We start from the raw sequence: 20814 nt of genomic DNA on the forward strand, positions 1-20814 counted from the left end.
TCATACCCGTTCAATGATCCGGTCGCCGAACAGGCCGGACGGACGGATGTAGAGAAAGATCAAGGCGAGGAAATAGGCGAACCAGGGCGTGATGCCTCCGCCGATCAGCGGACCGATGTAAGCCTCGGCAAGATTCTCCGCCGCACCGACGATCAGCCCGCCGACGATGGCCCCGCCGATCGAGGTGAAGCCGCCGATGATCAGCACCGGCAGTGCCTTGAGCACCACCAGCGAAAGCGAGAACTGCACGCCCTGCCGCGCGCCCCAGAGCAACCCGGCGACCAGGCCGACCACTCCGGCCACGGCCCAGACAATCTGCCAGATGCGATTGAGGTTGATGCCCAGCGACAACGCCGCACGGGTATCATCGGCCACGGCGCGCAGGGCGATCCCGATGCGGGTCTGGTTGAACAGCAAGGCCAGCACCGCCACCGTCAGCCCTGACACTCCAGCAGCGATCAAGTCGAACTGGCTGACCATGATCTCCCCCACGAACAGCGGGACGTCCTCGATGCCCAGGTCCAGCGCACGCACCTGGGCGCCCATCAGTCCTTGGGCCAGGCCCTCGATGATGAACGACAGGCCGAGGGTGGCCATGAACAGGGTGATCTGCGATCGGTTGACCAGCGGCCGCAGCACCAGGCGCTCGATCAACAATGCGCCGACGATCATCACCAGCACCGTCAGGACCAACGCGAGGGCAAAAGACAGGCCCTGCTCACGCAAGCTGACGAAGGTCAGCGCGGCGAACAGCAGCATCGCGCCCTGAGCAAAATTGAACACGCCGCTGGCCTTGTAGATCAGCACGAAACCGATGGCCACCAGTGAATACAGAGTGCCGGCCAGCAGCCCGCCAACCAGGGTTTCCAGAAAGAAATTCATGAGTGCGAGGCCCCCAGGTAAGCGGCGATCACATCGGGGTTGGCCTGCACCTGCGCGGGCGTGCCGTCACCGACCTTGCGTCCGTAGTCCAGCACCACCACATGGCTGGACAGCCCCATGACCACTGGAATGTCGTGCTCGATGAGAATCACCGTGGTGCCAAGGTCGCGATTGATATCGACGATGAAGCGGCTCATCTCCTGTTTTTCTTCAGCGTTCATGCCGGCCATCGGTTCGTCGAGCAACAGCAGGGTCGGCTGCGCGATCAGTGCCCGGCCCAGCTCCACGCGTTTCTGCAAACCGTAGGCGAGGCTGCCTACCGCGACGTCACGCCAGGCCTGCAGTTCGAGGAATTCCAACACCTGCTCGGCCCGCTCGGCGAACGCCCGCGCCTCGCGCCGGGCGCGCGGCAAGCCCAAGGCCTGCTCGAGAAAAAACGTACGCTGCAAGCGCGACAGGCCAGTAAGCAGGTTGTCCACCACGCTCATTTTCTTGAACAGCGCGTTGTTCTGGAACGTCCGGCCGATACCAAGCCGCGCCGCTTTCAGTGGATGCGGACGGCGCAACGGTTCGGCAGCGAAGAACACCTGGCCGGCATCGGCCCGGTAGACCCCGTTGAGGATGTTCAGCAACGAACTCTTGCCCGCACCGTTCGGCCCGATCAACGCGCAGATCTCACCAAGCCTGACGCTGAACGAGAGGTCGGAAATCGCTTTCACGCCCCTGAACGACAGCGACACATTACGCACCTCCAACAGCGCATTCATGCGGCTCGCTCCAGATATTCCTGCAACCAGGCCTGGCGCGCCGAGCCTTGCAACAAGGCATCTGCGGGCGCGCTTGGCACCTCGATCCGGCGCAGCCGCTGGAACCCGAGCAGACGCCGCACCCGCGCCTTGAGCCAGCGGCGCAGACCACGTCGCGGATCATCCAGGGTCCATTCGCAGAGGCGTCGCCGCCAACTGCCTGCAATCGGCAGCCGGGCTTCGATTTCCGCCGCCAGCGATTCGACTCGCGCAGCGGACAACAGCAAGGCCGTCGGGGCAATCTCGCGGCGATCGCGGCTGGCTGACTCGCGCGCTTCCGGAAAGGCCAGGCCTTCGCCGCCCTCCAGCCAGCGACGGAACAGATGAGTCAGCCCATCAGGCCATTCAGTGCCCTCATCGATCCAAACCACCGCGTCCTTGGCGACCTGGGCCCAGCCCTGGCGCTGCGCTGCCGGCGCCTCGGTGACGAACAGCACCGACAGTGACTGCACCTGCCACAGGCCACGACGCGCCGCACTGGCCTGGGCCGAATACAGCCGCAGCGGCCACTCTTCATCCAGGCCGCATTGCAGCCAGTGCGAGACACTTTCGCGGCGCTGGACAAAGGCGAACGCAGGGCGGATCAGACGTAACTGGCGTTGCAGATCCTCGCCCTGACTGTCGCGGTCGACGACCACGCTGTGTCCACCCAGCTGGCGCGCCGCCAATGTCAGAATCAGCAGGCTCGGCTCGAAGGCACCGCTCAGTGCCAACCGCGCGCCAGGGACGAAGCCTTGCTGGCGCAGGCCATCGCAAACCCGCTCGACCTCGCGTTGCACATCGATCCACCGCCAGGCCTTCCAGGCGCCGAGGCGTCGATGACGCATGGCGATCTGCGTCGGACGCTCCCTGGCCCAGCGCTGCAACGCCACGAGGGCGCTGTCCGTCACGCTTTCGGGCAATGGAGCATTGAGTTCGAAAACACTCATGCGCTTACTCCTCAACCAGGGCCGGCTCAGCGACACGAGCGCGCGGGGCCAGGCGATTCAAGTCCCGATAACCAGCGCCCGGGTGGCTGGCGGGAAGGCGCGGGCCGTCGCCGAACAGCTTCTCGCGCAGGGTGCCAGGGCGATAGTCGGTCTTGTACACGCCGCGTTGTTGGAGTTCGGGCACCAGCAGCTCGACCACGTCACGAAAGGTCTCATGGGCGAGGGCGTAGGCCAGGTTGAAGCCGTCCACATCGGTTTCCTCGACCCAGGCCTGCAACTCGTCGGCGACGGTTTGCGCGCCGCCGACGATCAACGGACCAAAGCCGCCGATGCCGACCCAATCGGCCAGTTCCTGGACTGTCCATTGTTTGTCGGGGTCGGCGGTGGAGAAGGTTTCCACGGCCGATTGAATGGCGTTGGTATGGATGTGCTTGAGCACCTGGTCGGGTCGGTACTGGCTGAAATCGATGCCAGTCCAGCCGGAAACCAACGCCAGCGCGCCCTCATAGCTGCTGTAGGATTTCAGCTCCCGCCACTTGGCCTGTGCCTTGGCATCGGTCTCGTCGACGATCACCGTTTGCAGGTTGAAGATCAGCACCTTGCGCGGATCACGCCCGGCCTCGGCGGCACGTCGACGGATATCGGCCACGGTCTTTTTCAGGATGACCTTCGACGGCGCCGCGACGAATACACATTCCGCATGGCCGGCGGCGAAATCCTTGCCACGGCTCGATGCCCCCGCCTGGTAGAGTACCGGCGTGCGCTGCGGCGACGGCTCGCAAAGGTGGATACCCGGCACCTGGAAGTGCTTGCCCTGGTGACGGATCTCATGGACTTTGCCGGGGTCGCTGAAGATGCCGCGCTCCCGGTCGCGCACCACCGCGCCCTCCTCCCAACTGCCTTCGAACAGTTTGTAGAGCACCTCGAGGTATTCGTCGGCGTAGTCGTAGCGTGCATCGTGATCACTCAGCGCCTTCTGGCCGAGGTTACGCGCGCCGCTGTCGAGGTAAGACGTGACGATGTTCCAACCGATGCGCCCCTTGGTCAGGTGATCCAATGTCGACAGGCGGCGGGCAAAGGGATAGGGATGCTCGAAGGTCAACGAGGCGGTCAGGCCGAAACCCAGGTGCTCGGTCACCAGTGCCATCGGCGTGATCAGCGCCAGTGGATCATTGACCGGGACTTGGGTCGCCTGGCGGATCGCGGCGTCACCATTGCCGCCGAGCACATCGTAGATACCGATCACATCGGCAATGAAGATGCCGTCGAACTTGCCGCGCTCCAGCAGTTTGGCCAGGTCGGTCCAGTAATCCAGGTCTTTATACTGCCAGGCACGATCCAGGGGATGTCGCCAGAGCCCTGGAGACTGGTGGCCGACGCAGTTCATCTCGAAGGCATTGAAACGAATTTCACGTGGCATGGGAACTCCTGCTCGATGGGTTCAGCACCCTATCCGGGCGCTTTCTCGTTGCTGTCTCAACATGATTCATGCCAGTTCGTAAATTCCTTTATTTACAGTGGCTTACTCACGGAACCGCGCAATCAGGGTGACTGCCTCCCAACACCGGTGTTGATCAATTGTTCGATAACAAACAGTTCGGACATTCGCTCGGGACCGTTTGCCAACACCCACTCGACGGCCTGGTCCGCAACCGGCCAACGCTCATCAATGTTCAATGGCTGAAGGCTTGGTTGAAGGACGTGTCGATAACGCCAGCAGTGGCCAGCGGAGCCGGCAGCGCCTTGACCTTGAACAGGAAGTCCGCCGTGCTCTGCAGGTCGGCGGCGGACTGCTGGTCCACCGGACCAACGCTCATGTGGGCCTGGCGCAACCAATGGCGCGAGACGTCCTGGTCAAGATTGGCCTTCTTTGCCCAGAGGTCCGCGTATTGGTCGGTGTGGTTGTCGACCCAGGCGCGGGCTTGTTTCACGCGGCCGAGGAAGTCGGCGATGGCTTCACGCTTGCTGTCGATGGCCGGCGTCGAGGCGGCAATGGCGCTGAGGCCGGGCATGAGGTCCTTCGCCGTCAGGATCGGCCGGGCGCCGGAGAAGAGGATCTGTTGCGAGATGTAGGGCTCCCACACCGGAAAGGCATCGATGCTGCCCTGGGGCAAGGCAGCGGCTGCATCAATGGGCATCAGCTTGATGAAGTCGACGTGGTCTTCCGGCAAGCCGGCCCGTTCCAGGGCGCGCAGTGTAAGTTGCTGACTCCACGCCCCGGGCCAATAGGCGACCTTCTTGCCCTTGAGGTCGGCGATGGTCTTGACCGGCGAGTCCTTGGGCACGAGCAGCGCGATGGTGTCAGGGTTCTGCCGCGAGACGCCGATCAACTTCACTGGTGCCTGTTTGGCTGCCAGGAACAAAAAGCCCGAATCGCCGAGGAAACCCAGGTCCAGGTCACCGGTACTCAGCGCCTCGGCCAGTGGCGCGGCCGCTTGGAAGTGCTTCCAGTCGACGCGATAGGGGGCGCCCTCAAGCACACCCGAAGCCTCCACCGAAGCCCGGACGTTGTAATAGTTCTGGTCGCCGACATGCAGTACCAATGGCTCGGCGGACTGGGCCAACGGTGCGGCAAACAATGTGCCGAGCAGTAGACGTTGCAAGAATTGGCCGGGCTTCATGAAAAGACTCCTGAATGAATTTCTTAGAACTTAACGTTCTTGTAGTTCAACTCAGAAATTCTTTTAAGGCATAAGCTCATAAGTCACTTGCGACCGCTGACTGCGCTGCAACAGCGCCGCAGCAGACTGTTGACAGGGCAACATCGCCCTCCAGACTTCCACCCCCTCGCGTCCCCGCCAGCCGCCCTGCTGCGGGTGTGGCACGGAGCCTGCAATATTCCATTCCAGCGGGACTTCTTCCTGCTTGCACCGCTCCCTGGAATACCTATCTGCTGCTACCGGCAGACAGGCCGCAAGGCTTGCTGACACAACGGTTCGGGCAACTGATTCATGAAATGCTCACTGCCGTTGCGACGGATTGGCAATGAGCGGCGCCGTCGTGGCCTGGGCACTGCCATGGACAGAACGAACCCGCACCCGCAACGCAATCAGCAACGCAGCCAGCAGCATCAGCACAGCCGCCGCGACGAATACGCCGGCGCTGCCACCGAGGCTGAACATTGCACCGCCAGCGGCAGCGCCCGTTGCGATGGCCGACTGCACGGACGCCACCACCATGCCCCCGGCGCTTTCCGCCTGATCAGGCACCGCGCTGGCGACCCAGTTCGACCACGCCACCGGCACACCGCCAAAGGCCAGGCCCCAGATTGCCAGCAGCACCGCCTGGCCCGGCACCGAGGCCGGCAACAGCACCAACGCCAGTGCGGCAACGCCTACCAGCGCCGGCATCAATACCAGGGTGGCCAGCGGATGACGCTCAAGCACCCACCCGGCCAGGAGCGTGCCGGCGAAGTTCGCCACACCGAAACCCAGCAGCATCAGCGACAGCCCTTGCGCGTCGATGCCGGTAGTCCCTTCGAGAAATGGCCGGACATAAGTGAACATCGCGAAATGGCCGCTGTGCACCAGCACGCAAGCGAACATGCCCATGGCGATGCCCGGGCGCCGCAACACTTCAAGTACGGTGCGCAGGCGTGCCGGCCTGCGTGGCGCAAGGCGCGGCAGCGTGAACGACTGGAAAGCCAGGGTCACCACACCTACCGCCGCCGCTGCAAAGAACGCGCTGCGCCAGCCATACAGCCCGCCCAGGTAGCTACCCAACGGGACCGCAACCACCGTCCCGATGGCGATGCCGCTGAAAATAATCGAGAGCGCTCGGGGCAACAAAGCCGCCGGTACCAGGCGCATCGCCACCGCTGCCGCCATGCTCCAGAACCCGCCAAGGGCAATGCCCAGCAAGATACGCATCAGCAACAGCACCGCGAGGCTGGAAGAAACGGCGACCAGTAGATTGGATGCGATCATCAACGTGGAGAAACCCAGCAGCACCCAGCGGCGGTCGATGCCGCGGGTCAGGCCTGGCACCAACAGCCCAGCGAACAACGCAACCACTGCGGTCACCGTTACCGCCTGGCCAGCCAACGCTTCGGACACTCCCAGGTCGGTCGCCATCGGCGTCAACAGGCTGGCCGGAAGGTACTCGGCGGTCAGCAATCCGAACACGCCCATTGCCAGCGAGAAAACGGCCATCCACGCGGGGGTTGTCGGCTCCACATCCGGCCCGACGCCGGAACGGCTGCCGGGTCCGGCATTACACACACAGTCAGTCATTACACGGATCTCCGAATTTCATTGCGACCCGCAGTCTAGGCGCGCGAAACCGGATGATCTATGATCGGAAACCTCGACTTTTTGACCGAAACACCTGAGCCATGCCCACCGATCAGTTTGCCCTCTCCTCGGATCTCATCAACGAGTTGTTGCGCGGCATGCGCCTGCGCGGCGTCGAGTACCGGCGTATCCAGGCCGGTCCAGCCTTCGGCCTCGGCTTCGCTGACAAACCCGGACACGCCTGGTTCCACTTCCTGGCGGTCGGCAATGCACTGCTGCGGATGGAAGACGGAACCACCTATGCGCTGTCGGCCGGCAATGCCGTGTTCATGTCCCATGGGGCGGCCCACCAACTGCTGTCCGATGTGGACGCGCCGGTTCAAGACATCGATCGCCTGGACGGCGCTCCCCTCGGCGATGCCGTCAGCGCGGTGGATACCGGAAACGATGCCAGCCCCACGCCGACGACCATTCTGTTCAGCGGCTGCATGGAGTTTGAACTGGGCAGCATCCATGGCCTGGGCAGGCTGATGCCGGGCCTGATGCTGATTGACGCCGGCGGCCAGCGTTACCCTGGACTGATGCCGATCCTGACCACCATGGAACGCGAAGCCAGCGCCGCACGTGTCGGCTTCGCCGGCATTCTCGCGCGACTGGCCGACGTGGTGGCCGCCATGGTCGTTCGCGGTTGGGTGGAGTGCGCCTGCGGCAATGCCTCTGGCCTGGTCGCCGCATTGCGCGATCAGCGCCTGGCCAATGCACTTCTCGCGCTCCATCAACAACCGGGCCGCGACTGGACCGTTGCGCAGTTGGCGAAGCAATGCAATACCTCGCGCTCGGTCTTCGCCGACCGTTTCCAGGCGACTGTCGGCATGGCCCCGTTGCGCTACGTCACCGAACTGCGGATGCGGCTCGCGAGCCAGTGGCTGACGCTCGAAAGGCTGCCAATCGAAGAAGTGGCGCAGCGCCTGGGCTACACCTCCCAGGCCGCTTTCAGCCGCGCATTCAAGCGCGTTACGGGCAAGACGCCTGGGTTGAGTCGTCAGTCGAGGCAGTCGGCTCTCCAGCCTTGATAGGCAGATGGGGCGACGTAGTTGATTCTTCGCGTCGGCATTAAGGAAGTTGATATGCAGGGCAAACGCGTAGTTGTCATTGGCGCGGGCATCGCGGGTACGTCAGTGGCGTATCAGTTGGCGAGGAAAGGCGCGGATGTGGTGGTGATCGAGGCTGGAGATATAGCATCGGGAGTGGCCGCAAGCTCATTCGCCTGGATCAATACCTCGTGCCGCGAAGCACACCCCATTGCGCAATTGCGCGGTGCGGCAATTACGGACTACCGCCGACTCCAAACGCAGCTGCCTGGATACAATGGACAGGAGCCCTGGCTTACAGTGCGGGGACAAGTGAAGCGCAACCACCTTCAGATAACCCAGCATCGGCGACGCCTGGTGTCGCGATCACCTAACCGGAAGAAGCTCATGATCATCGTGTTACCGAAGATCGAACTCAAGGAACTGTCGGTAAAAGCGGAAGCAGACGGTTTAACGCTGAGTGATCTTGTCCCCATTTGCGAAAGGTTCGCCGTTACACCGCATGATGTGCTGAACGAGCTGTCCGTCGCGGTTGCGGAAGGCTATCTACAAGGATCTCTGCTCTATGATTTTTGCAACGGCGTTATGAACGGGATCATAACTGCTGTGGTTGAAGTAGGCATGACTAACGACATGCCTCAGCCCGCTTTCTCGCTTTACCAAGCATTCGATCAAGGTGAATGGTTCCGCAGTAACGACCCACCGGAAACTGACCCCGGTGAGAAATACACGAAGCCGGTGGTCGAGGAAATAATGCGTACCCTTAGAGACTAGCTTTCACTGATCGAGAGGTTTTCAGCTCTTCGGCTGAAGGTAGTGAATCGAACGCCGCTTTTGGCCGGTTGGTGCCCTTCGCAACCGGTTACTTTCGGCCAGAAGCAGACGTATTGCTGCTGTTTAAGCAAAGCTTAAGGACCGAAATATCAGCCCGCTATTCGGCAGTCCCAAGCCCCAGGATGACTAGGGCACCCAATAGAATCAAGGAGAGATGGATGCACCTCATTCAAAAGTCCAGCCAATGTATTTTGCTGGCCGGCGTGTTTGTCATTAGCGGTTGCACTTCGTTTTTGCAGGGCAAGCAGTATGTCGTTCCCGCCCCCGGTGAACCCTCCGCAACGGTTCGCCTCAAGGCTGGAAATGGTGCGAGACTGGATGCCATGACGTTCAGCGACAATGGATGCTATGCGGGTTACACCATCCTGCCCTCTAACGGCGACCATATCGAATCTCGGGTCGCCGTGAATAAGGAACTGATCCTGACATATGGGCGGGTGGCAGGAGGCAGCGTTTGCCAGATACCGTTCTCTTTCACTCCACAGAACGGCGCCACGTATACCTTGGTCCAAGGCTCTTGGAGCAAGCCCAGGACAGGCATTCTTCCTATCTTCAATCGCGACGAATATTTTTGCGGCGTAGGCGTCGTCAAGAAAGTCGGCGACCAGGAAAGCGTCGAACCCATTCAACAACTGCAAATCAAGACTGGGTTCGCATGCCTGAAATTCGTTAAAGAATAGGGACACCGCACGGCATCCGTTGCGAGTTGGATACCATTACGGGCGGATAGCGCCCTCCCCGGGCAACGACACCGATTACCGACCACTGTTCTGCAGCGAAAGCGGTGAAAAGCGCTGAAAAGGGGGACAGATTTGTTGGCTGGAAATAAATCTGCCCCCTTTTGTAAGACTGATCAGCTAGAGAGGGTTCCGCAGTTTTGTCCGACGCTTAACTGGTCATTCCCAGCCCAGTTTTTTGTAGCAAGTTTTGTCTTGTTCGGGAAAGTCCGTCAGGTATTCGCCCCACTGCATATGCGCATAATATTTAGTCATTGCTTCGAAATGACTTTCAGCCTCGACCTCCCAAACAAGCTTCGCTTCCGAATGCATAAGCGCACGTGCACCATCACCCTGAGCACCAGCCAGACAAAAGGTTTGACAGCCATCAGGTTCCTGCCAAAGTTCATGATTCATATTTGAGGTTCTGTTTTTAAACGTCGTTATGGTGCCCAACCGCCTGATAGTAACGGCCGTCATGGATCGACTCATAGATGCTAATGGCGAATCCGAACGCCGAATTTTTTCGACAGCATTGGCAAAAAGCGGTCCGCTCCGCGTTGCACCGTTGGAATGTAAAATGTTGGCCTGATCCCTTGCAAGGACTGACCAGTGATTACTTGCCATGTCAGATATGCCATTGACCCTTACCAACTCCCAGCGCAGACGCGGCGATCACAAAACTGCCGTGTCTCTTCGCTTGCTCCATCCGGTGAGATATCAGGGCACCATGGTGGCCCAAGGCTCATGCATCTTTTCGGGTGGCACCCTTGCAGATCTCATCGACCAAAATGTCATGCTTCCCGCGCCAACCGAACCTTTGCCCCCAAGCATCGTCCGAGCTTAAGCGTTTAAGCTAACTGCTCGCCACGAGGTTTCCGTTTGAAAGCTGCCATCGTCAAAAATTACCGTCTGATCGTCAAGACCATGGGCTACGTGGGCTGGGCTTTGTTCTGGTTGTTGCTCTGGGACATCGCCGTCACGGTGGACTTCATGCTGTTTCTCAACGCCAAGTTGAACCTGCCGCTGATGCCGCTGACCTTGCTCGGCTCGGCGTTGGTGGTGTTGATCAGTTTCCGCAACAGCAGTGCTTACAACCGCTGGTGGGAAGCACGGACGCTGTGGGGAACGATGATCAACAATTCACGCAGCTTCGCCCGTCAGGTGCTGACGCTGCTGGACGACCCCGGCAGCGAGGTGAATCCGGTCAAGTCGACCCTGTTGCGTCGCCACGTCGCTTATGTGAATTGCCTCGCCGCGCATCTGCAAGGCCAGCCTTGTCCCGAGGAAGTGCGGGCGTTTATTCCGGACGAAGAGTTTGCCCGCAGTGGCACGACCAATAACTTTGCCAACGATATCCTCACCGGCTCGGCGACGTTGCTGGCGCGCGAATACAAGGCCGGACACTTGGACAGCATTCGCCTGGCGCGTCTTGAGTCGACGCTGGTGGACCTGTCCAACAGTCAGGGCGGCATGGAGCGGATCGCGAATACGCCGCTGCCCTACCCTTATGTGTATTTTCCACGGCTGTTTATTTCGCTGTTCTGCCTGATTGTGCCGGTTGGACTGGTGGAATCCCTGGGCTGGTTCACGCCGCTGGCTTCGACCGTGGTTGGGTTCATGCTGCTGGCCATCGAGCGCATCGGCACCGATCTGCAAAGCCCGTTTCGCCACAGCGAACATCAGATCCAGATGGAAGCGCTGTGCGAAACCATCGAAAAGAACCTGCAGTCGATGCAGCGCGATTCCTTGGGTGATGTGCGCAGGATTGAAGAGAACGCTTGAAGAAGAACCCTGTAATGGCCCCTCAAGTTATCAATGTTGTTGAACTCGCCGCGCTACTTCACATAGCCACTGGCGCAACAGTTGGGCTGCCTCACCCAGCACCACATCTTTGGCCTGCACCAGATAATAGCCCTTGCCAGTCTTCAGTACAGCGTCAACGACAGGTACAAGAAGGCCTTGCTCCATGTCGTCCTCAACCAGCCAAGGGCTGGTGAGCACCAAACCTTGATCGCGCCGCGCCGCGTCGATTGCCAACTCGGACTGATCGAATTTGAGGCTGCTGGAGAAGTTATCAGGGGACATGCCGACCAATGATAGCCATTGAGACCAGTGGGCATGAGAAGTCGTATAAAGCAAGGTGGCTCCCGGCAAACAATCAAGGTCATGCAACTGGAGCCGTTCGCGGTAGGCCGGGCTGCAGTAGACCCTTACCTCGTCTGGTAAGAGCAGTTCTGCGTGCACGTCATTGGCATATCCATCGAAATGGCGCACTGCCAGGTCGCAGGCGGCGTCATTAAAATCCACGGTATCGGTAGATGCACTCAGGTGCAGTTGCACTTCTGGATAACGCTCGGTGAACAACGGCATCCGTTTTGCGAACCAGGACTTGGCGAACGCCGGCGGCAGACTCAACCGTACCTGCCTGTCTCTAAGACCCCGGACAGCCAGGTTGGCTGTCTCCAGCTGGCGAAGAGCCGGCTTCACCTGCTCCCAGTAGCTCAGAGCTTCCGCCGTTGGTTGCAGCCTGCGCACACTGCGTACGAACAGTGGCGTTCCTAGCCAACCTTCCAGTTTGCGGATCTGTTGCCCGACTGCTCCCGGCGTCACGAACAACTGGCTTGCAGCGACGCTGACGCTGCCAGTGCGCATGACCGCGTCGAAGCAAGCGATAGCCCTGAGGGGCGTGTCAGCTCTCATGACGTAGTTTTTCTCTTCTATAGATCGAAAACACATGATTTGTAGCGGCTTGCGTACTTTCCCACAATCGAATTTCGCCACAGCGCAGAACGAATACCGATTTCCGTAGGAAAAACCAATGCCGATCATCCGGCAGGTGGCCGGCTGTTCCCAACCGAGTGAGGAATAAATGGTTGTGCAAATCATCAGCGATAAAAGGTGCCAATAAGTGAGAAAGTCTGTAGACGGGGCTGCCACGGCGGTGATGGTGGTGCTGTGCCTAATTTGGGGTGCCCAGCAAGTGGCAATGAAGGCGGTTGCCGGTGACATGGCACCCATCATGCAGGTCGCCGTTCGCTCGGGAGTCGCTGCAGCCTTGGTCTGGCTGATCGGAAAATGCATCATGCGGGAGATGTGGTTGCCACATGTCTGGTGCCGCTCCGGGTTGGTCGTGGCCGTTCTGTTCGCCAGCGAATTTCTGTTTATCGCGCAAGGGTTACGCTGGACAAGTGCTTCACATATGGCGGTTTTCCTTTATACAGCGCCCTTATTCGCCGCCATTGGTCTGCATCTACGCTTGCCGGAGGAGCGCCTTAGCGCGATTCAATGGTCTGGTATGTCTCTGGCGTTCGCAGGGATTGCCGTCACCTTCCTCATGCCACGGGACGGGACAGCCCTTCAAATCACCAACTCAAACAGTCTTCTGGGTGACCTGTTGGGCTTGTGCGCGGGCGCTACTTGGGGATTTACGACGGTAGCGGTGCGTACCAGTCGCCTTAGTGAAGCTCCGGCAACCCAGACCCTGTTTTACCAACTGGCAGGGGCCTTTCTCTTTCTGTTGCCTTTAAGCCTGGTAGCAGGCCAAAGCTCGATGACTTTCTCTACCGGCGCAGTGGCCAGCCTGGTTTTCCAGACATTAATCGTGTCAGTGGCAAGCTACTTGATCTGGTTCTGGATGCTTCGTCGCTACTTCGCAGCTCGTCTTGGAGTGCTGGCCTTCATGAGTCCGCTGTTTGGCGTACTGATGGGTTATCTGTGGCTCGGAGAGCAAACGAGCTTCGGATTTCTACTGGGCGCAAGCCTGACTATTGTCGGCCTGCTCGTAGTGAATCTCAGCAAAGCGGTTAGGCAGACTGGGGATGATAGAAGTTGCCCGCCCCCTGAAAATCGCAAGGGGGAGATGCAGTCATGAAGACGGGTTGACGGACAGGCTGGCCGTCATCCGGTGATCGCTTCGGGGTACGTCCAATTGCACAGCTCACCTGGCAACCTGATTGAGCCCTGTCTATAGTTTTCGGCGCCAGATAGCTACCGGAGGCATGGACATGAGTCAGAGCATTTCGCCCGCCGCTTCAGCTGCGCGGAACACCGGCATGGTAACCACGACTTTATGGGGCTCGGACACCGTCGCAGGTATTACGGTCGATCCGGACGGTGCCATCTGGCTTGGCGCTTATAGTCGCCTGGGATTAGGAGGCGAAGAAGATTCAGGCTTCACCGCAAGCCTGGTTCGGTTCAATGCCGACGGTAGCCTGGATCGCAACTTCAGTGGAGACGGTAAGTCCCTCCTCCCCGTGTCGCTCGATATCGAGGACGGTGGTAACGCTGCGGTGCAGCCGGGAGGGGGCTATCTGGCGGCGCTCTACGTGAAAGTAGGCGACGCCTGGGTTTCAGGTGTAAGCCGTACTTTGGCTGACGGCAGCCTCGATACCAGTTTCGGGAATGGCGGCACCGCGACGGTGCCTTTCTATTGGAATGAAGATCTAGGCCAGCAAGCGTCGTTCTCCGTACAACGCGACGGCAGCTTTTTCGCAAGCGCCGGGTATCCCTCTGGGGAGATCCATATCGCCCGCTTCGACGCGACGGGGACCCTGGTCTCGTCTTTCGGCGAAGCTGGGGTCCTGCACCTGCCAGCCTCCGTGGGCATTCAACCCGGCAGCGCGATCGACGTTTCGCTGCAGGGAGACGGGAAGGTATTGGTCACCGGGCGAGATACCCTGACCCGCCTCAACCCGGACGGTACTCTGGACAGCAGCTTTGCGAACGGGGGCAGCCTCGCCCTGGATGTTCACCCAGACGCCCTCGTCATCCAGGATGACGGCAAAATCCTGCTGGCGGGCACCTCGGGCGGCGTGGCGAGCGTCATCCGCCTCAATGCCGACGGCTCGCTCGACACCGGTTTCGGTGATCAGGGTAAGGTGAGTTGGGGCTCGCAAAGCGCTCCTTTCGCAGTCGCCGACATGATCGTGCTGGCCAACGGCAAGCTATTGATTGGTGGAAGCCAAGGAACGAGCGCGGACGGCTATCTGGCTGCCTTGGTCCAGTTGAACCCCGACGGTAGCCTGGACCTCGGCTTTGGCAATCCGGACGATGGCTATCACCACCTTGACGGAGGCAGCGAGGGTGACTTCCTGCTCGGTACCGCCTCGTTCGACGATGCGATCTCTGGCGGGGCCGGTGACGATCTGCTCGATGGCCGGCAAGGTCGTGACCTGCTGACGGGTGGCACCGGGGCCGATACGTTCCGTTACGAGTCAGCCGCAGACAGCTACCGAACCGCAACCACGGCCCATAGCGACCGAATCACCGACTTCGACCCCAGCACCGATACGATCGACCTCTCCTCCCTCGGCTTCCTCGGGCTGGGCAATGGACATGACGGAACGCTGGCGATACGCGTCAATGAAAGCGGGACCCGGACCTACCTCAAGAGTTTCGAGGCCAACGCGGATGGGGAACGCTTCGAAGTGGTCTTCGACGGTAACCTGGGCCAGACGCTGAATGAAACCAACGTCCTGTTTCAGCAAGCCAGACTGGTGGGCACCGAAGGGGCTGATCGTTTACAAGGCAACGCTCGAGGCGAAATCATCGAAGGATTCGCAGGCGACGATCGCCTTAATGGCGCACTGGGGAATGATGTACTGGTTGGCGGAAATGGTCGGGACCTATTGGCGGGTGGCGGCAACAACGATGTGTTCCGCTTCGACGCATTGAGCGACAGCTACCGTACCGCCACCGAAAACCACACTGATCGCCTCGTTGACTATACCGCGGGTGAAGACACGATCGACTTGTCCGCCTTGGGCTTTACCCGACTGGGAAATGGTTACAACAGCACGTTGGACGTGGTTTTCAATGAGGCCAAGAACCTGACTTACTTGAAGAGCTACGAAACCGATGCATCCGGGGCTCGATTCGAGTTGAGCCTGGCAGGGGATCACTCCGGTTACCGTGACTTGAACATCATCTTCGCCGAGCCTTTGGAGGAGGACCTCTTTCAGTTGATCGGAGTGGCTGACGCCCTAGTGTGAAACGCAGGCCTGGATAGTTTTGTCTTAGGCAGTTAGCACTCCTGACGCGGGGATGTCATCCAACGGAACAGGCCGCTCTTCGTTACTCCCCGCAGTTGTTCTTCCGCGCCGCGAAGCTTAACGTCATTCGATGCGCGAATTTATTTCAACGCAGCCACCACGGCATCGAAGAATACCATCGGGTCGATCGGCTCTTTGTCCACCGGCTTGGGCTGGGCACCGAAGGTGACAATCACGACGTTATTGGCAGGGTTGACGTAGATGTTCTGGCCCTGGATACCGACCGCCGAATAGGCGCCGTCTTTCACCGACGGCTCGGTCCACGCCGTCCACCACATATAACCGTAGTCCAGGGACTTGCCGCCTTTGAGGGTGGTCGGCAGCGTCGCCTCCTTGACCCAGCCTTCGGGCAGAATCGAGGTGCCATTGATCTTGCCGCCGTTCATGAAAAACAGCCCGAAGCGTCCATAATCGCGCAGCGTGGCACTGATACCACTGCCACCGATTTCCACGCCGTCAGGCGAATCGAGCCACCACCGGGCCTCACTCTCCATACCGAACGGCTGCCAGATTTTCTGCGATAGATAATCGGCCAGCGGCATCTTCACAGCGCCACGGACGATCTCACCGAGTACCTGCGTTTCGCCAGTGCTGTAAGTGTTGGCCGTGCCAGGCTCGGCCGCTCGCGGCAAACTTGCCATCAAGGCCATGGCCGAATGCGGTTTCTGCGATACCTGCGCTTTGAGTAGCGCGCGACGATCGGACGTTGGATCGGTGTAGGTCTCGTTCCACTTCACGCCCGAAGACATCATCAGCACGTTGCGCACGGTCACGCCTTCGTAGGCGCTGCCCTTGAGCTCGGGAACGTAATCCACCACTTGCGCATCAAGGCTCTTGATAAGGCCGTCTTTGATCGCTGCAGCCGCCAGCGTGGAGGTGATGGACTTGGCTATCGACATCGACATCCATCGGGTTTTCTCGGTGTTGCCTCGCTGGTAGGTCTCGAACACGATCTTGCCGTCCTTGAGCACAAGCATCGCCGTAATGCTGTCCAGCGCGACGAAGTCATACAGGTCGTACTTTTTGTCCCCGACAGTGAAGCGAACGTTGGGCAACTGTTTGTCTGATTTCGGCAGCGCATACGGGTGATCGCCGGCTTTGATCCTGTGGGTAGGGAACAGCCGGTCGATGTTGCGGTAGGTACTGACCGCCAGATCGGGGAGCATGGCGCCGTCATAGATCTGCTCCACGGTGCCAATCGGTTCCTGGGCGTGGGGATAATCCTCAGCCCATGCGCCTGCGGTGCCCCCCGCGGCGAGCAGACCGAGCGAGAGAAGCAGCGAACGACCAGCCGCAGCCACACCAAAAATAGCGGATGAGTGCATAACCTATCCTTATTTTGATTTGCTATTCACGCACGTCAAGACACGCGCCCGCTTGAACGATAGCCTACTCATTGAAATCACGCCCGAACTGCAGGACGATGCTGTCCCCCTTTAAAGCGGTCCCTTTTTTTACAACCTCAGCCCTGCGATTCTTAGGCGACTGGCGTTGCCGACGAACCGACAGCCGCCACTCCAGGGCCCTCTTCCAGCCTCTTTTGAAGCACCTTTTCGTCCAACTGCCCACACCACTTGGCAACCACGATTGTCGCCACCCCATTACCGATCAGATTGGTCAATGCCCGCGCTTCAGACATGAAACGGTCTATCCCCAGAATCAAGGCCAGCGCAGCAACGGGCACATGCCCTACTGACGACAGCGTCGCCGCCAAGACGATGAAGCCACTGCCCGTTACACCCGCCGCCCCCTTTGATGTGACTAGCAAGACCAGCAACAACGTAATCTGGTGCGTAATGTCCATGGGCGTATCGGTGGCTTGGGCGAGGAAAATCGCCGCCATGGTGAGGTAGATGGAAGTGCCATCAAGGTTGAAGGAATAACCGGTCGGGACGACCAGGCCCACGACGGACTTATGCGCGCCGAGCTTCTGCATCTTGACGATCATGAGTGGTAAAGCGGTCTCGGACGACGAAGTGCCCAGGACGATCAGGAGCTCTTCGCGGATGTACTTGATGAACCTGAAAATGCTGAACCCATGCAGGCGCGCTATCGATCCCAATATCCCCAGTACGAAGACCACGCAGGTGAAGTAAAAACACAGCATCAGATAGCCCAACTGGACTAAAGAACCGACACCGTACTTACCGATAGTGAAGGCCATCGCACCCAGCGCACCGATGGGCGCGACTTTCATGACCACACCCATGATGCTGAACAACACCTGGGAGATGCTCTCGATGAACTCGAACACCCGACGCCCATAATCACCGATGCGATGCAGCGCGTAGCCAAACAGTACAGAGAAGAACAGCACCTGCAGGATCTCACCCTCAGCAAACGCGCCAACAATCGTGTTGGGGATAATATGCAGGAGGAACTGAATGGTGCTCTGCTCTTTGCCTGCGGCAGCGTACGCAGCAATACCCGACGCATCGAGCGTGGACGGATCGATATGCATTCCAGCGCCCGGCTGCACGAAGTTGACCACAGCCAGCCCGATCAACAGGGCAATTGTCGAAACAATCTCGAAATACAGAAGCGCATAGCCACCGGTCTTTCCGACCGCTTTCATGTTTTGCATGCCTGCGATGCCGGTGACCACAGTACAGAAGATGATGGGGGCGATGACCATTTTGATCAGCTTGATAAAACCATCGCCGAGCGGTTTTAACGTGGTACCGGCTTCCGGATAAAAGTGGCCAATCAGGATGCCGATGGCGATCGCGAACAAGACCTGGAGATAAAGAATCTTGTAGAACGGTTTGCGGTTTTGAGTTTCAGCGGACATGACGGAACCTCGTTTGGGACACGTGCGAGGTCCTCGGACCACAGCACCCGTTACATACACCTTCCTTTGATGGAAGAATTTGTTTTGAATGAAAAACAGGAATAACTGAAGTTACGGGCCGCGTGTGTTCGCGGCAGGTTGAAGGTGCTGTCCTGTGGAGACGCCACTGTAAGCGCCCCCTCTATCGGGACTGATTCAGAGAATGACGGAGATGAGCAGCACCCCGTTTATTTGCCGCTCAGATTTTTAATATCCTCAACCAGGCTATCCAGTGTCGGGCGCATGATTAATGGATCAGGCGCACCTGCGGGTGCATCGAGCCCTATTCTGTTGTGCCAAAAGGTTGGCAAGCCAACTTTCTGCGTGCCAAACAGATCGTAAGCAGAGCCCGCCACGAATAGGGCGTGAGCGGACTCCACCCCCGCTATTTGCAGGGCGAGCCTGTAAGGTTCCGCATCGGGTTTGTAGAAGCCGGCCTGTTCAGAAGTGACAATGACGTCAAATGGCACTCCCAGAAGATCCGCTGCGATACGCCCCAACCGCTCCGAACAGTTGGTCACCACACCGAGCTTGTAGTGCGGCGCCAACTCGGTGAGCACGCGTTTGGCCTCAGGCCAAGGTTGCAACTTCATCCAGCGTGCCTCCAGATTCTGCGCGGCCTCCTTGCCTAGTCCGACACTGATCGCAGCCTCTTCGACTAACGTTTCATAAGGCCGGTAGGCACCACAGCCGTAAGTCGCCTTCAAATAAGCCATACGCCAGGTGCGGCCCATTTCATCGGAACCTGCCACGCTATTCCATAGCGTCCATGAGTCCAGCAGAGCGGTGAGCAAATCAAACAGGACGAGCTTCACAGGTGTTTGCTGAAGCTTGTTTTCAATCGAATTCATATCAACTGCCCTTCTTGAAAGTATTTAAAGTTCAGCCACTGCTGAAATTTCCACCAAGGCCCCGTGATGGAGTGGACCACACGGAATGATCACTCTTGCGGGACGGTGTTGCCCCATTAGCGTTGAATACACGAGATTCACGGTCGGCCAGTCAGCAACATCAACGATGTATATTTGCACGTTGACCAAGTGACTAAGCGAAGCACCCGCTGCCTGAAGCACCGCTTCTACATTTGCCATTGCCTGAATAGCCTGGGCTTCTACCCCATCGGGGAACTCTTGTGCATCAGGCGGAAACGGCAACTGGCCAGAAATGAAAAGAAGTTTTCCTGCCATGACCCCGTGTGAGTAATGCCCACCGGGTACAGGCAGCTTCTCTGCTGTAATCAACTTCATTGGCCCCCCTTGATCGATCAAATTGCGAGTTCAACTGAATGAATTACCAACCCGCGATGCGTGGCCAGTAGCCCACACCGTGCCCCTCGCTGATAACGTGATAACCCGCGTGCTGCGCCGAGGTGGCACAGGCGTGGTTCGGCAGGATCCGCAGCAGCGTGCCCAAGGGCAGCAAGCTTGAGGCTTCAAGCTTCCCGGCCCGCGATGAAATGATCCCGTGCTCCTGATTGGTGGCGCTGACGATCAGGTCGCCAATGGGCTGGCCGGCGGCGTCACAGACGATGCCGTAGCCCTGATCGACCGCCTGTCTGGCGGTACCACGGTCACGAGAAAGTGCCATCCATCCCGCATCCGTTATGATCCAGCCTTTTTCAATCTGATGACCAATGACAGTCGTCAGAACCGAGACGGCGATATCTTGCAGCTGACAAACGCCCAAGCCCGCCATGACCAGGTCAAAGAAGGCGAATACACCCGCGCGTACTTCTGTTACCCCCGATAAATCCTCGGTAAAAAGTGCCGTGGGTGTCGAGCCGACACTGATGATCGACAGGTCGAAGCCTGCACTCGTCAGCATTTGGCTGGCATCGATAATCGCCGCGCGTTCATCCCGGGCGCTGGCTTCGATTTCAGCGATTGACTGACTGTCGTAAGACTTGCCGGCGTGTGTCATCAGGCCGCTGACCATGACGCCATTGGCGCTCAGCAACTGCGCGATTTCTACCAGCAGCGGTGACTGCGGGCCAAGACCGGAACGGTGACCGTCGCAATCGATTTCCAGCAGAACATCAAAAACATGACCCGACGTTTCGGCGAATTCGGCCAGTAACCTGGCGGTATCCAGATTGTCGAGTACCAACTTTAGCTGTGCGCCTTTACCGATCAATGCAGCGGCATGAGCGAATTTGTTGGGCGCAATGCCGACGCCATACAAGATGTCGGTGAACCCGGCCTCGAAAAAGAAATCGGCCTCCCGCAGGGTTGAAACGGTGATCGGGCCGCGCCCGCCTGCAAACAATCGCTCGGTAACTTCTAACGACTTATTGGTCTTCACGTGTGGCCGCAATACCACGTTGAATGCTGCCAGCTTATTGCGCATCCGTTGGATGTTCGCATCGAGTTGATCGCGATCCAGCAATAAGGCGGGGGTTTCGATATGAGTGAATGCTGTCATGTCTGGTCTCCTGGAATAGC

The 20814-nt window shown here is 59.0% G+C and carries 19 protein-coding genes and 1 pseudogene; 7 read left to right on the forward strand and 13 right to left on the reverse strand.

The genetic code is table 11. From position 1 onward, the window contains the following. The 6 genes from J3P89_RS14565 to J3P89_RS14590 all read right to left on the reverse strand — a co-directional run bounded on the left by J3P89_RS14565 (position 1) and on the right by J3P89_RS14590 (position 6849). Entirely contained in the window at positions 1 to 882 is an 882-nt protein-coding gene (locus J3P89_RS14565) for a branched-chain amino acid ABC transporter permease (protein ID WP_434624279.1), read from the reverse strand. Beyond that, positions 879 to 1649, reverse strand: coding sequence for an ABC transporter ATP-binding protein (locus J3P89_RS14570; protein ID WP_434652175.1), 771 nt, complete (start codon positions 1647 to 1649; stop codon positions 879 to 881). Before J3P89_RS14570 ends, J3P89_RS14565 begins: the two co-directional genes overlap by 4 nt. Next, positions 1646 to 2617, reverse strand: coding sequence for an AMP-binding protein (locus J3P89_RS14575; RefSeq protein ID WP_434694605.1), 972 nt, complete (start codon positions 2615 to 2617; stop codon positions 1646 to 1648). Before J3P89_RS14575 ends, J3P89_RS14570 begins: the two co-directional genes overlap by 4 nt. A 4-nt stretch (positions 2618 to 2621) precedes the next feature. Then, entirely contained in the window at positions 2622 to 4037 is a 1416-nt protein-coding gene (locus J3P89_RS14580; protein ID WP_434694606.1) for an LLM class flavin-dependent oxidoreductase, read from the reverse strand. Positions 4038 to 4290: 253 nt separating this feature from the next. Next, positions 4291 to 5238, reverse strand: coding sequence for an ABC transporter substrate-binding protein (locus tag J3P89_RS14585; RefSeq protein WP_434624287.1), 948 nt, complete (start codon positions 5236 to 5238; stop codon positions 4291 to 4293). A 339-nt stretch (positions 5239 to 5577) separates the two neighbouring features. Next, positions 5578 to 6849, reverse strand: a complete 1272-nt coding sequence (locus tag J3P89_RS14590; RefSeq protein ID WP_434694607.1) for an MFS transporter — start codon at positions 6847 to 6849, stop codon at positions 5578 to 5580. A 101-nt stretch (positions 6850 to 6950) separates the two neighbouring features. Here J3P89_RS14590 and J3P89_RS14595 point away from each other — a divergent pair, with 101 nt between their 5' ends. From J3P89_RS14595 to J3P89_RS14610, 4 genes and pseudogenes are all read left to right on the forward strand, one after another. After that, on the forward strand, positions 6951 to 7922 hold the full coding sequence (locus J3P89_RS14595) for an AraC family transcriptional regulator (protein ID WP_434694608.1): 972 nt from the start codon (positions 6951 to 6953) through the stop codon (positions 7920 to 7922). Positions 7923 to 7976: 54 nt separating this feature from the next. Continuing rightward, a pseudogene (locus J3P89_RS14600) lies at positions 7977 to 8293 on the forward strand (FAD-dependent oxidoreductase); the annotation flags it as partial. Positions 8294 to 8327: 34 nt separating this feature from the next. Further along, positions 8328 to 8714, forward strand: a complete 387-nt coding sequence (locus tag J3P89_RS14605; protein ID WP_434694609.1) for a hypothetical protein — start codon at positions 8328 to 8330, stop codon at positions 8712 to 8714. A 218-nt stretch (positions 8715 to 8932) separates the two neighbouring features. Further along, positions 8933 to 9454 (forward strand): hypothetical protein, encoded by a 522-nt coding sequence (locus tag J3P89_RS14610; protein WP_434674148.1) that lies wholly within the window; start codon positions 8933 to 8935, stop codon positions 9452 to 9454. A 216-nt stretch (positions 9455 to 9670) separates the two neighbouring features. Here J3P89_RS14610 and J3P89_RS14615 read toward each other — a convergent pair whose 3' ends face one another. Continuing rightward, the gene (locus tag J3P89_RS14615) at positions 9671 to 10117 is read right to left on the reverse strand and encodes a hypothetical protein (RefSeq protein ID WP_434694610.1); all 447 of its coding nucleotides are present in this window, start codon (positions 10115 to 10117) and stop codon (positions 9671 to 9673) included. 255 nt (positions 10118 to 10372) lie between these two features. On the opposite strand from J3P89_RS14615, the gene J3P89_RS14620 reads away from it, so the two are divergent. Beyond that, positions 10373 to 11275 (forward strand): bestrophin family protein, encoded by a 903-nt coding sequence (locus tag J3P89_RS14620; RefSeq protein ID WP_434568826.1) that lies wholly within the window; start codon positions 10373 to 10375, stop codon positions 11273 to 11275. 30 nt (positions 11276 to 11305) lie between these two features. Here J3P89_RS14620 and J3P89_RS14625 read toward each other — a convergent pair whose 3' ends face one another. Further along, positions 11306 to 12322: a LysR substrate-binding domain-containing protein gene (locus J3P89_RS14625; RefSeq protein WP_434694611.1), complete on the reverse strand. Its 1017-nt coding sequence runs from the start codon at positions 12320 to 12322 to the stop codon at positions 11306 to 11308. 115 nt (positions 12323 to 12437) lie between these two features. On the opposite strand from J3P89_RS14625, the gene J3P89_RS14630 reads away from it, so the two are divergent. Both J3P89_RS14630 and J3P89_RS14635 read left to right on the forward strand, forming a co-directional pair. Next, the gene (locus tag J3P89_RS14630) at positions 12438 to 13364 is read left to right on the forward strand and encodes a DMT family transporter (protein WP_434697994.1); all 927 of its coding nucleotides are present in this window, start codon (positions 12438 to 12440) and stop codon (positions 13362 to 13364) included. Between the two features lie 133 nt (positions 13365 to 13497). After that, complete coding sequence (locus J3P89_RS14635) at positions 13498 to 15483, forward strand: M10 family metallopeptidase C-terminal domain-containing protein (protein WP_434694612.1); 1986 nt, start codon at positions 13498 to 13500, stop codon at positions 15481 to 15483. Positions 15484 to 15623: 140 nt separating this feature from the next. On the opposite strand, the gene J3P89_RS14640 is transcribed toward J3P89_RS14635, so the two are convergent. The 5 genes from J3P89_RS14640 to J3P89_RS14660 form a co-directional block, all read right to left on the reverse strand. Then, the gene (locus tag J3P89_RS14640; protein ID WP_434694613.1) at positions 15624 to 16868 is read right to left on the reverse strand and encodes a serine hydrolase domain-containing protein; all 1245 of its coding nucleotides are present in this window, start codon (positions 16866 to 16868) and stop codon (positions 15624 to 15626) included. Positions 16869 to 17020: 152 nt separating this feature from the next. Continuing rightward, on the reverse strand, positions 17021 to 18334 hold the full coding sequence (locus tag J3P89_RS14645) for a dicarboxylate/amino acid:cation symporter (protein WP_434694614.1): 1314 nt from the start codon (positions 18332 to 18334) through the stop codon (positions 17021 to 17023). Positions 18335 to 18561: 227 nt separating this feature from the next. After that, positions 18562 to 19224, reverse strand: a complete 663-nt coding sequence (locus tag J3P89_RS14650) for an HAD family hydrolase (protein WP_434694615.1) — start codon at positions 19222 to 19224, stop codon at positions 18562 to 18564. Between the two features lie 24 nt (positions 19225 to 19248). Further along, a complete protein-coding gene (locus J3P89_RS14655; RefSeq protein WP_434694616.1) occupies positions 19249 to 19620 on the reverse strand; it encodes a RidA family protein in 372 nt (123 codons plus the stop codon). 43 nt (positions 19621 to 19663) lie between these two features. Continuing rightward, positions 19664 to 20794: an alanine racemase gene (locus J3P89_RS14660; protein WP_434694617.1), complete on the reverse strand. Its 1131-nt coding sequence runs from the start codon at positions 20792 to 20794 to the stop codon at positions 19664 to 19666. Positions 20795 to 20814: the final 20 nt, after the last annotated feature.

It is taken from the genome of Pseudomonas sp. Z1-14 (assembly GCF_051132005.1).
Classification (GTDB): domain Bacteria; phylum Pseudomonadota; class Gammaproteobacteria; order Pseudomonadales; family Pseudomonadaceae; genus Aquipseudomonas.

Bases quoted from the DNA above. Each gene is read 5' to 3' on its own strand.
- J3P89_RS14565 (WP_434624279.1), bottom strand. From the start codon at position 882: ATGAATTTCTTTCTGGAAACCCTGGTTGGCGGGCTGCTGGCCGGCACT.
- J3P89_RS14570 (WP_434652175.1), bottom strand. From the start codon at position 1,649: ATGAATGCGCTGTTGGAGGTGCGTAATGTGTCGCTGTCGTTCAGGGGC.
- J3P89_RS14575 (WP_434694605.1), bottom strand. From the start codon at position 2,617: ATGAGTGTTTTCGAACTCAATGCTCCATTGCCCGAAAGCGTGACGGAC.
- J3P89_RS14580 (WP_434694606.1), bottom strand. From the start codon at position 4,037: ATGCCACGTGAAATTCGTTTCAATGCCTTCGAGATGAACTGCGTCGGC.
- J3P89_RS14585 (WP_434624287.1), bottom strand. From the start codon at position 5,238: ATGAAGCCCGGCCAATTCTTGCAACGTCTACTGCTCGGCACATTGTTT.
- J3P89_RS14590 (WP_434694607.1), bottom strand. From the start codon at position 6,849: ATGACTGACTGTGTGTGTAATGCCGGACCCGGCAGCCGTTCCGGCGTC.
- J3P89_RS14595 (WP_434694608.1), top strand. From the start codon at position 6,951: ATGCCCACCGATCAGTTTGCCCTCTCCTCGGATCTCATCAACGAGTTG.
- J3P89_RS14605 (WP_434694609.1), top strand. From the start codon at position 8,328: ATGATCATCGTGTTACCGAAGATCGAACTCAAGGAACTGTCGGTAAAA.
- J3P89_RS14610 (WP_434674148.1), top strand. From the start codon at position 8,933: ATGCACCTCATTCAAAAGTCCAGCCAATGTATTTTGCTGGCCGGCGTG.
- J3P89_RS14615 (WP_434694610.1), bottom strand. From the start codon at position 10,117: ATGGCAAGTAATCACTGGTCAGTCCTTGCAAGGGATCAGGCCAACATT.
- J3P89_RS14625 (WP_434694611.1), bottom strand. From the start codon at position 12,322: ATGATCGGCATTGGTTTTTCCTACGGAAATCGGTATTCGTTCTGCGCT.
- J3P89_RS14630 (WP_434697994.1), top strand. From the start codon at position 12,438: ATGGTGGTGCTGTGCCTAATTTGGGGTGCCCAGCAAGTGGCAATGAAG.
- J3P89_RS14635 (WP_434694612.1), top strand. From the start codon at position 13,498: ATGAGTCAGAGCATTTCGCCCGCCGCTTCAGCTGCGCGGAACACCGGC.
- J3P89_RS14640 (WP_434694613.1), bottom strand. From the start codon at position 16,868: ATGCACTCATCCGCTATTTTTGGTGTGGCTGCGGCTGGTCGTTCGCTG.
- J3P89_RS14645 (WP_434694614.1), bottom strand. From the start codon at position 18,334: ATGTCCGCTGAAACTCAAAACCGCAAACCGTTCTACAAGATTCTTTAT.
- J3P89_RS14650 (WP_434694615.1), bottom strand. From the start codon at position 19,224: ATGAATTCGATTGAAAACAAGCTTCAGCAAACACCTGTGAAGCTCGTC.
- J3P89_RS14655 (WP_434694616.1), bottom strand. From the start codon at position 19,620: ATGAAGTTGATTACAGCAGAGAAGCTGCCTGTACCCGGTGGGCATTAC.
- J3P89_RS14660 (WP_434694617.1), bottom strand. From the start codon at position 20,794: ATGACAGCATTCACTCATATCGAAACCCCCGCCTTATTGCTGGATCGC.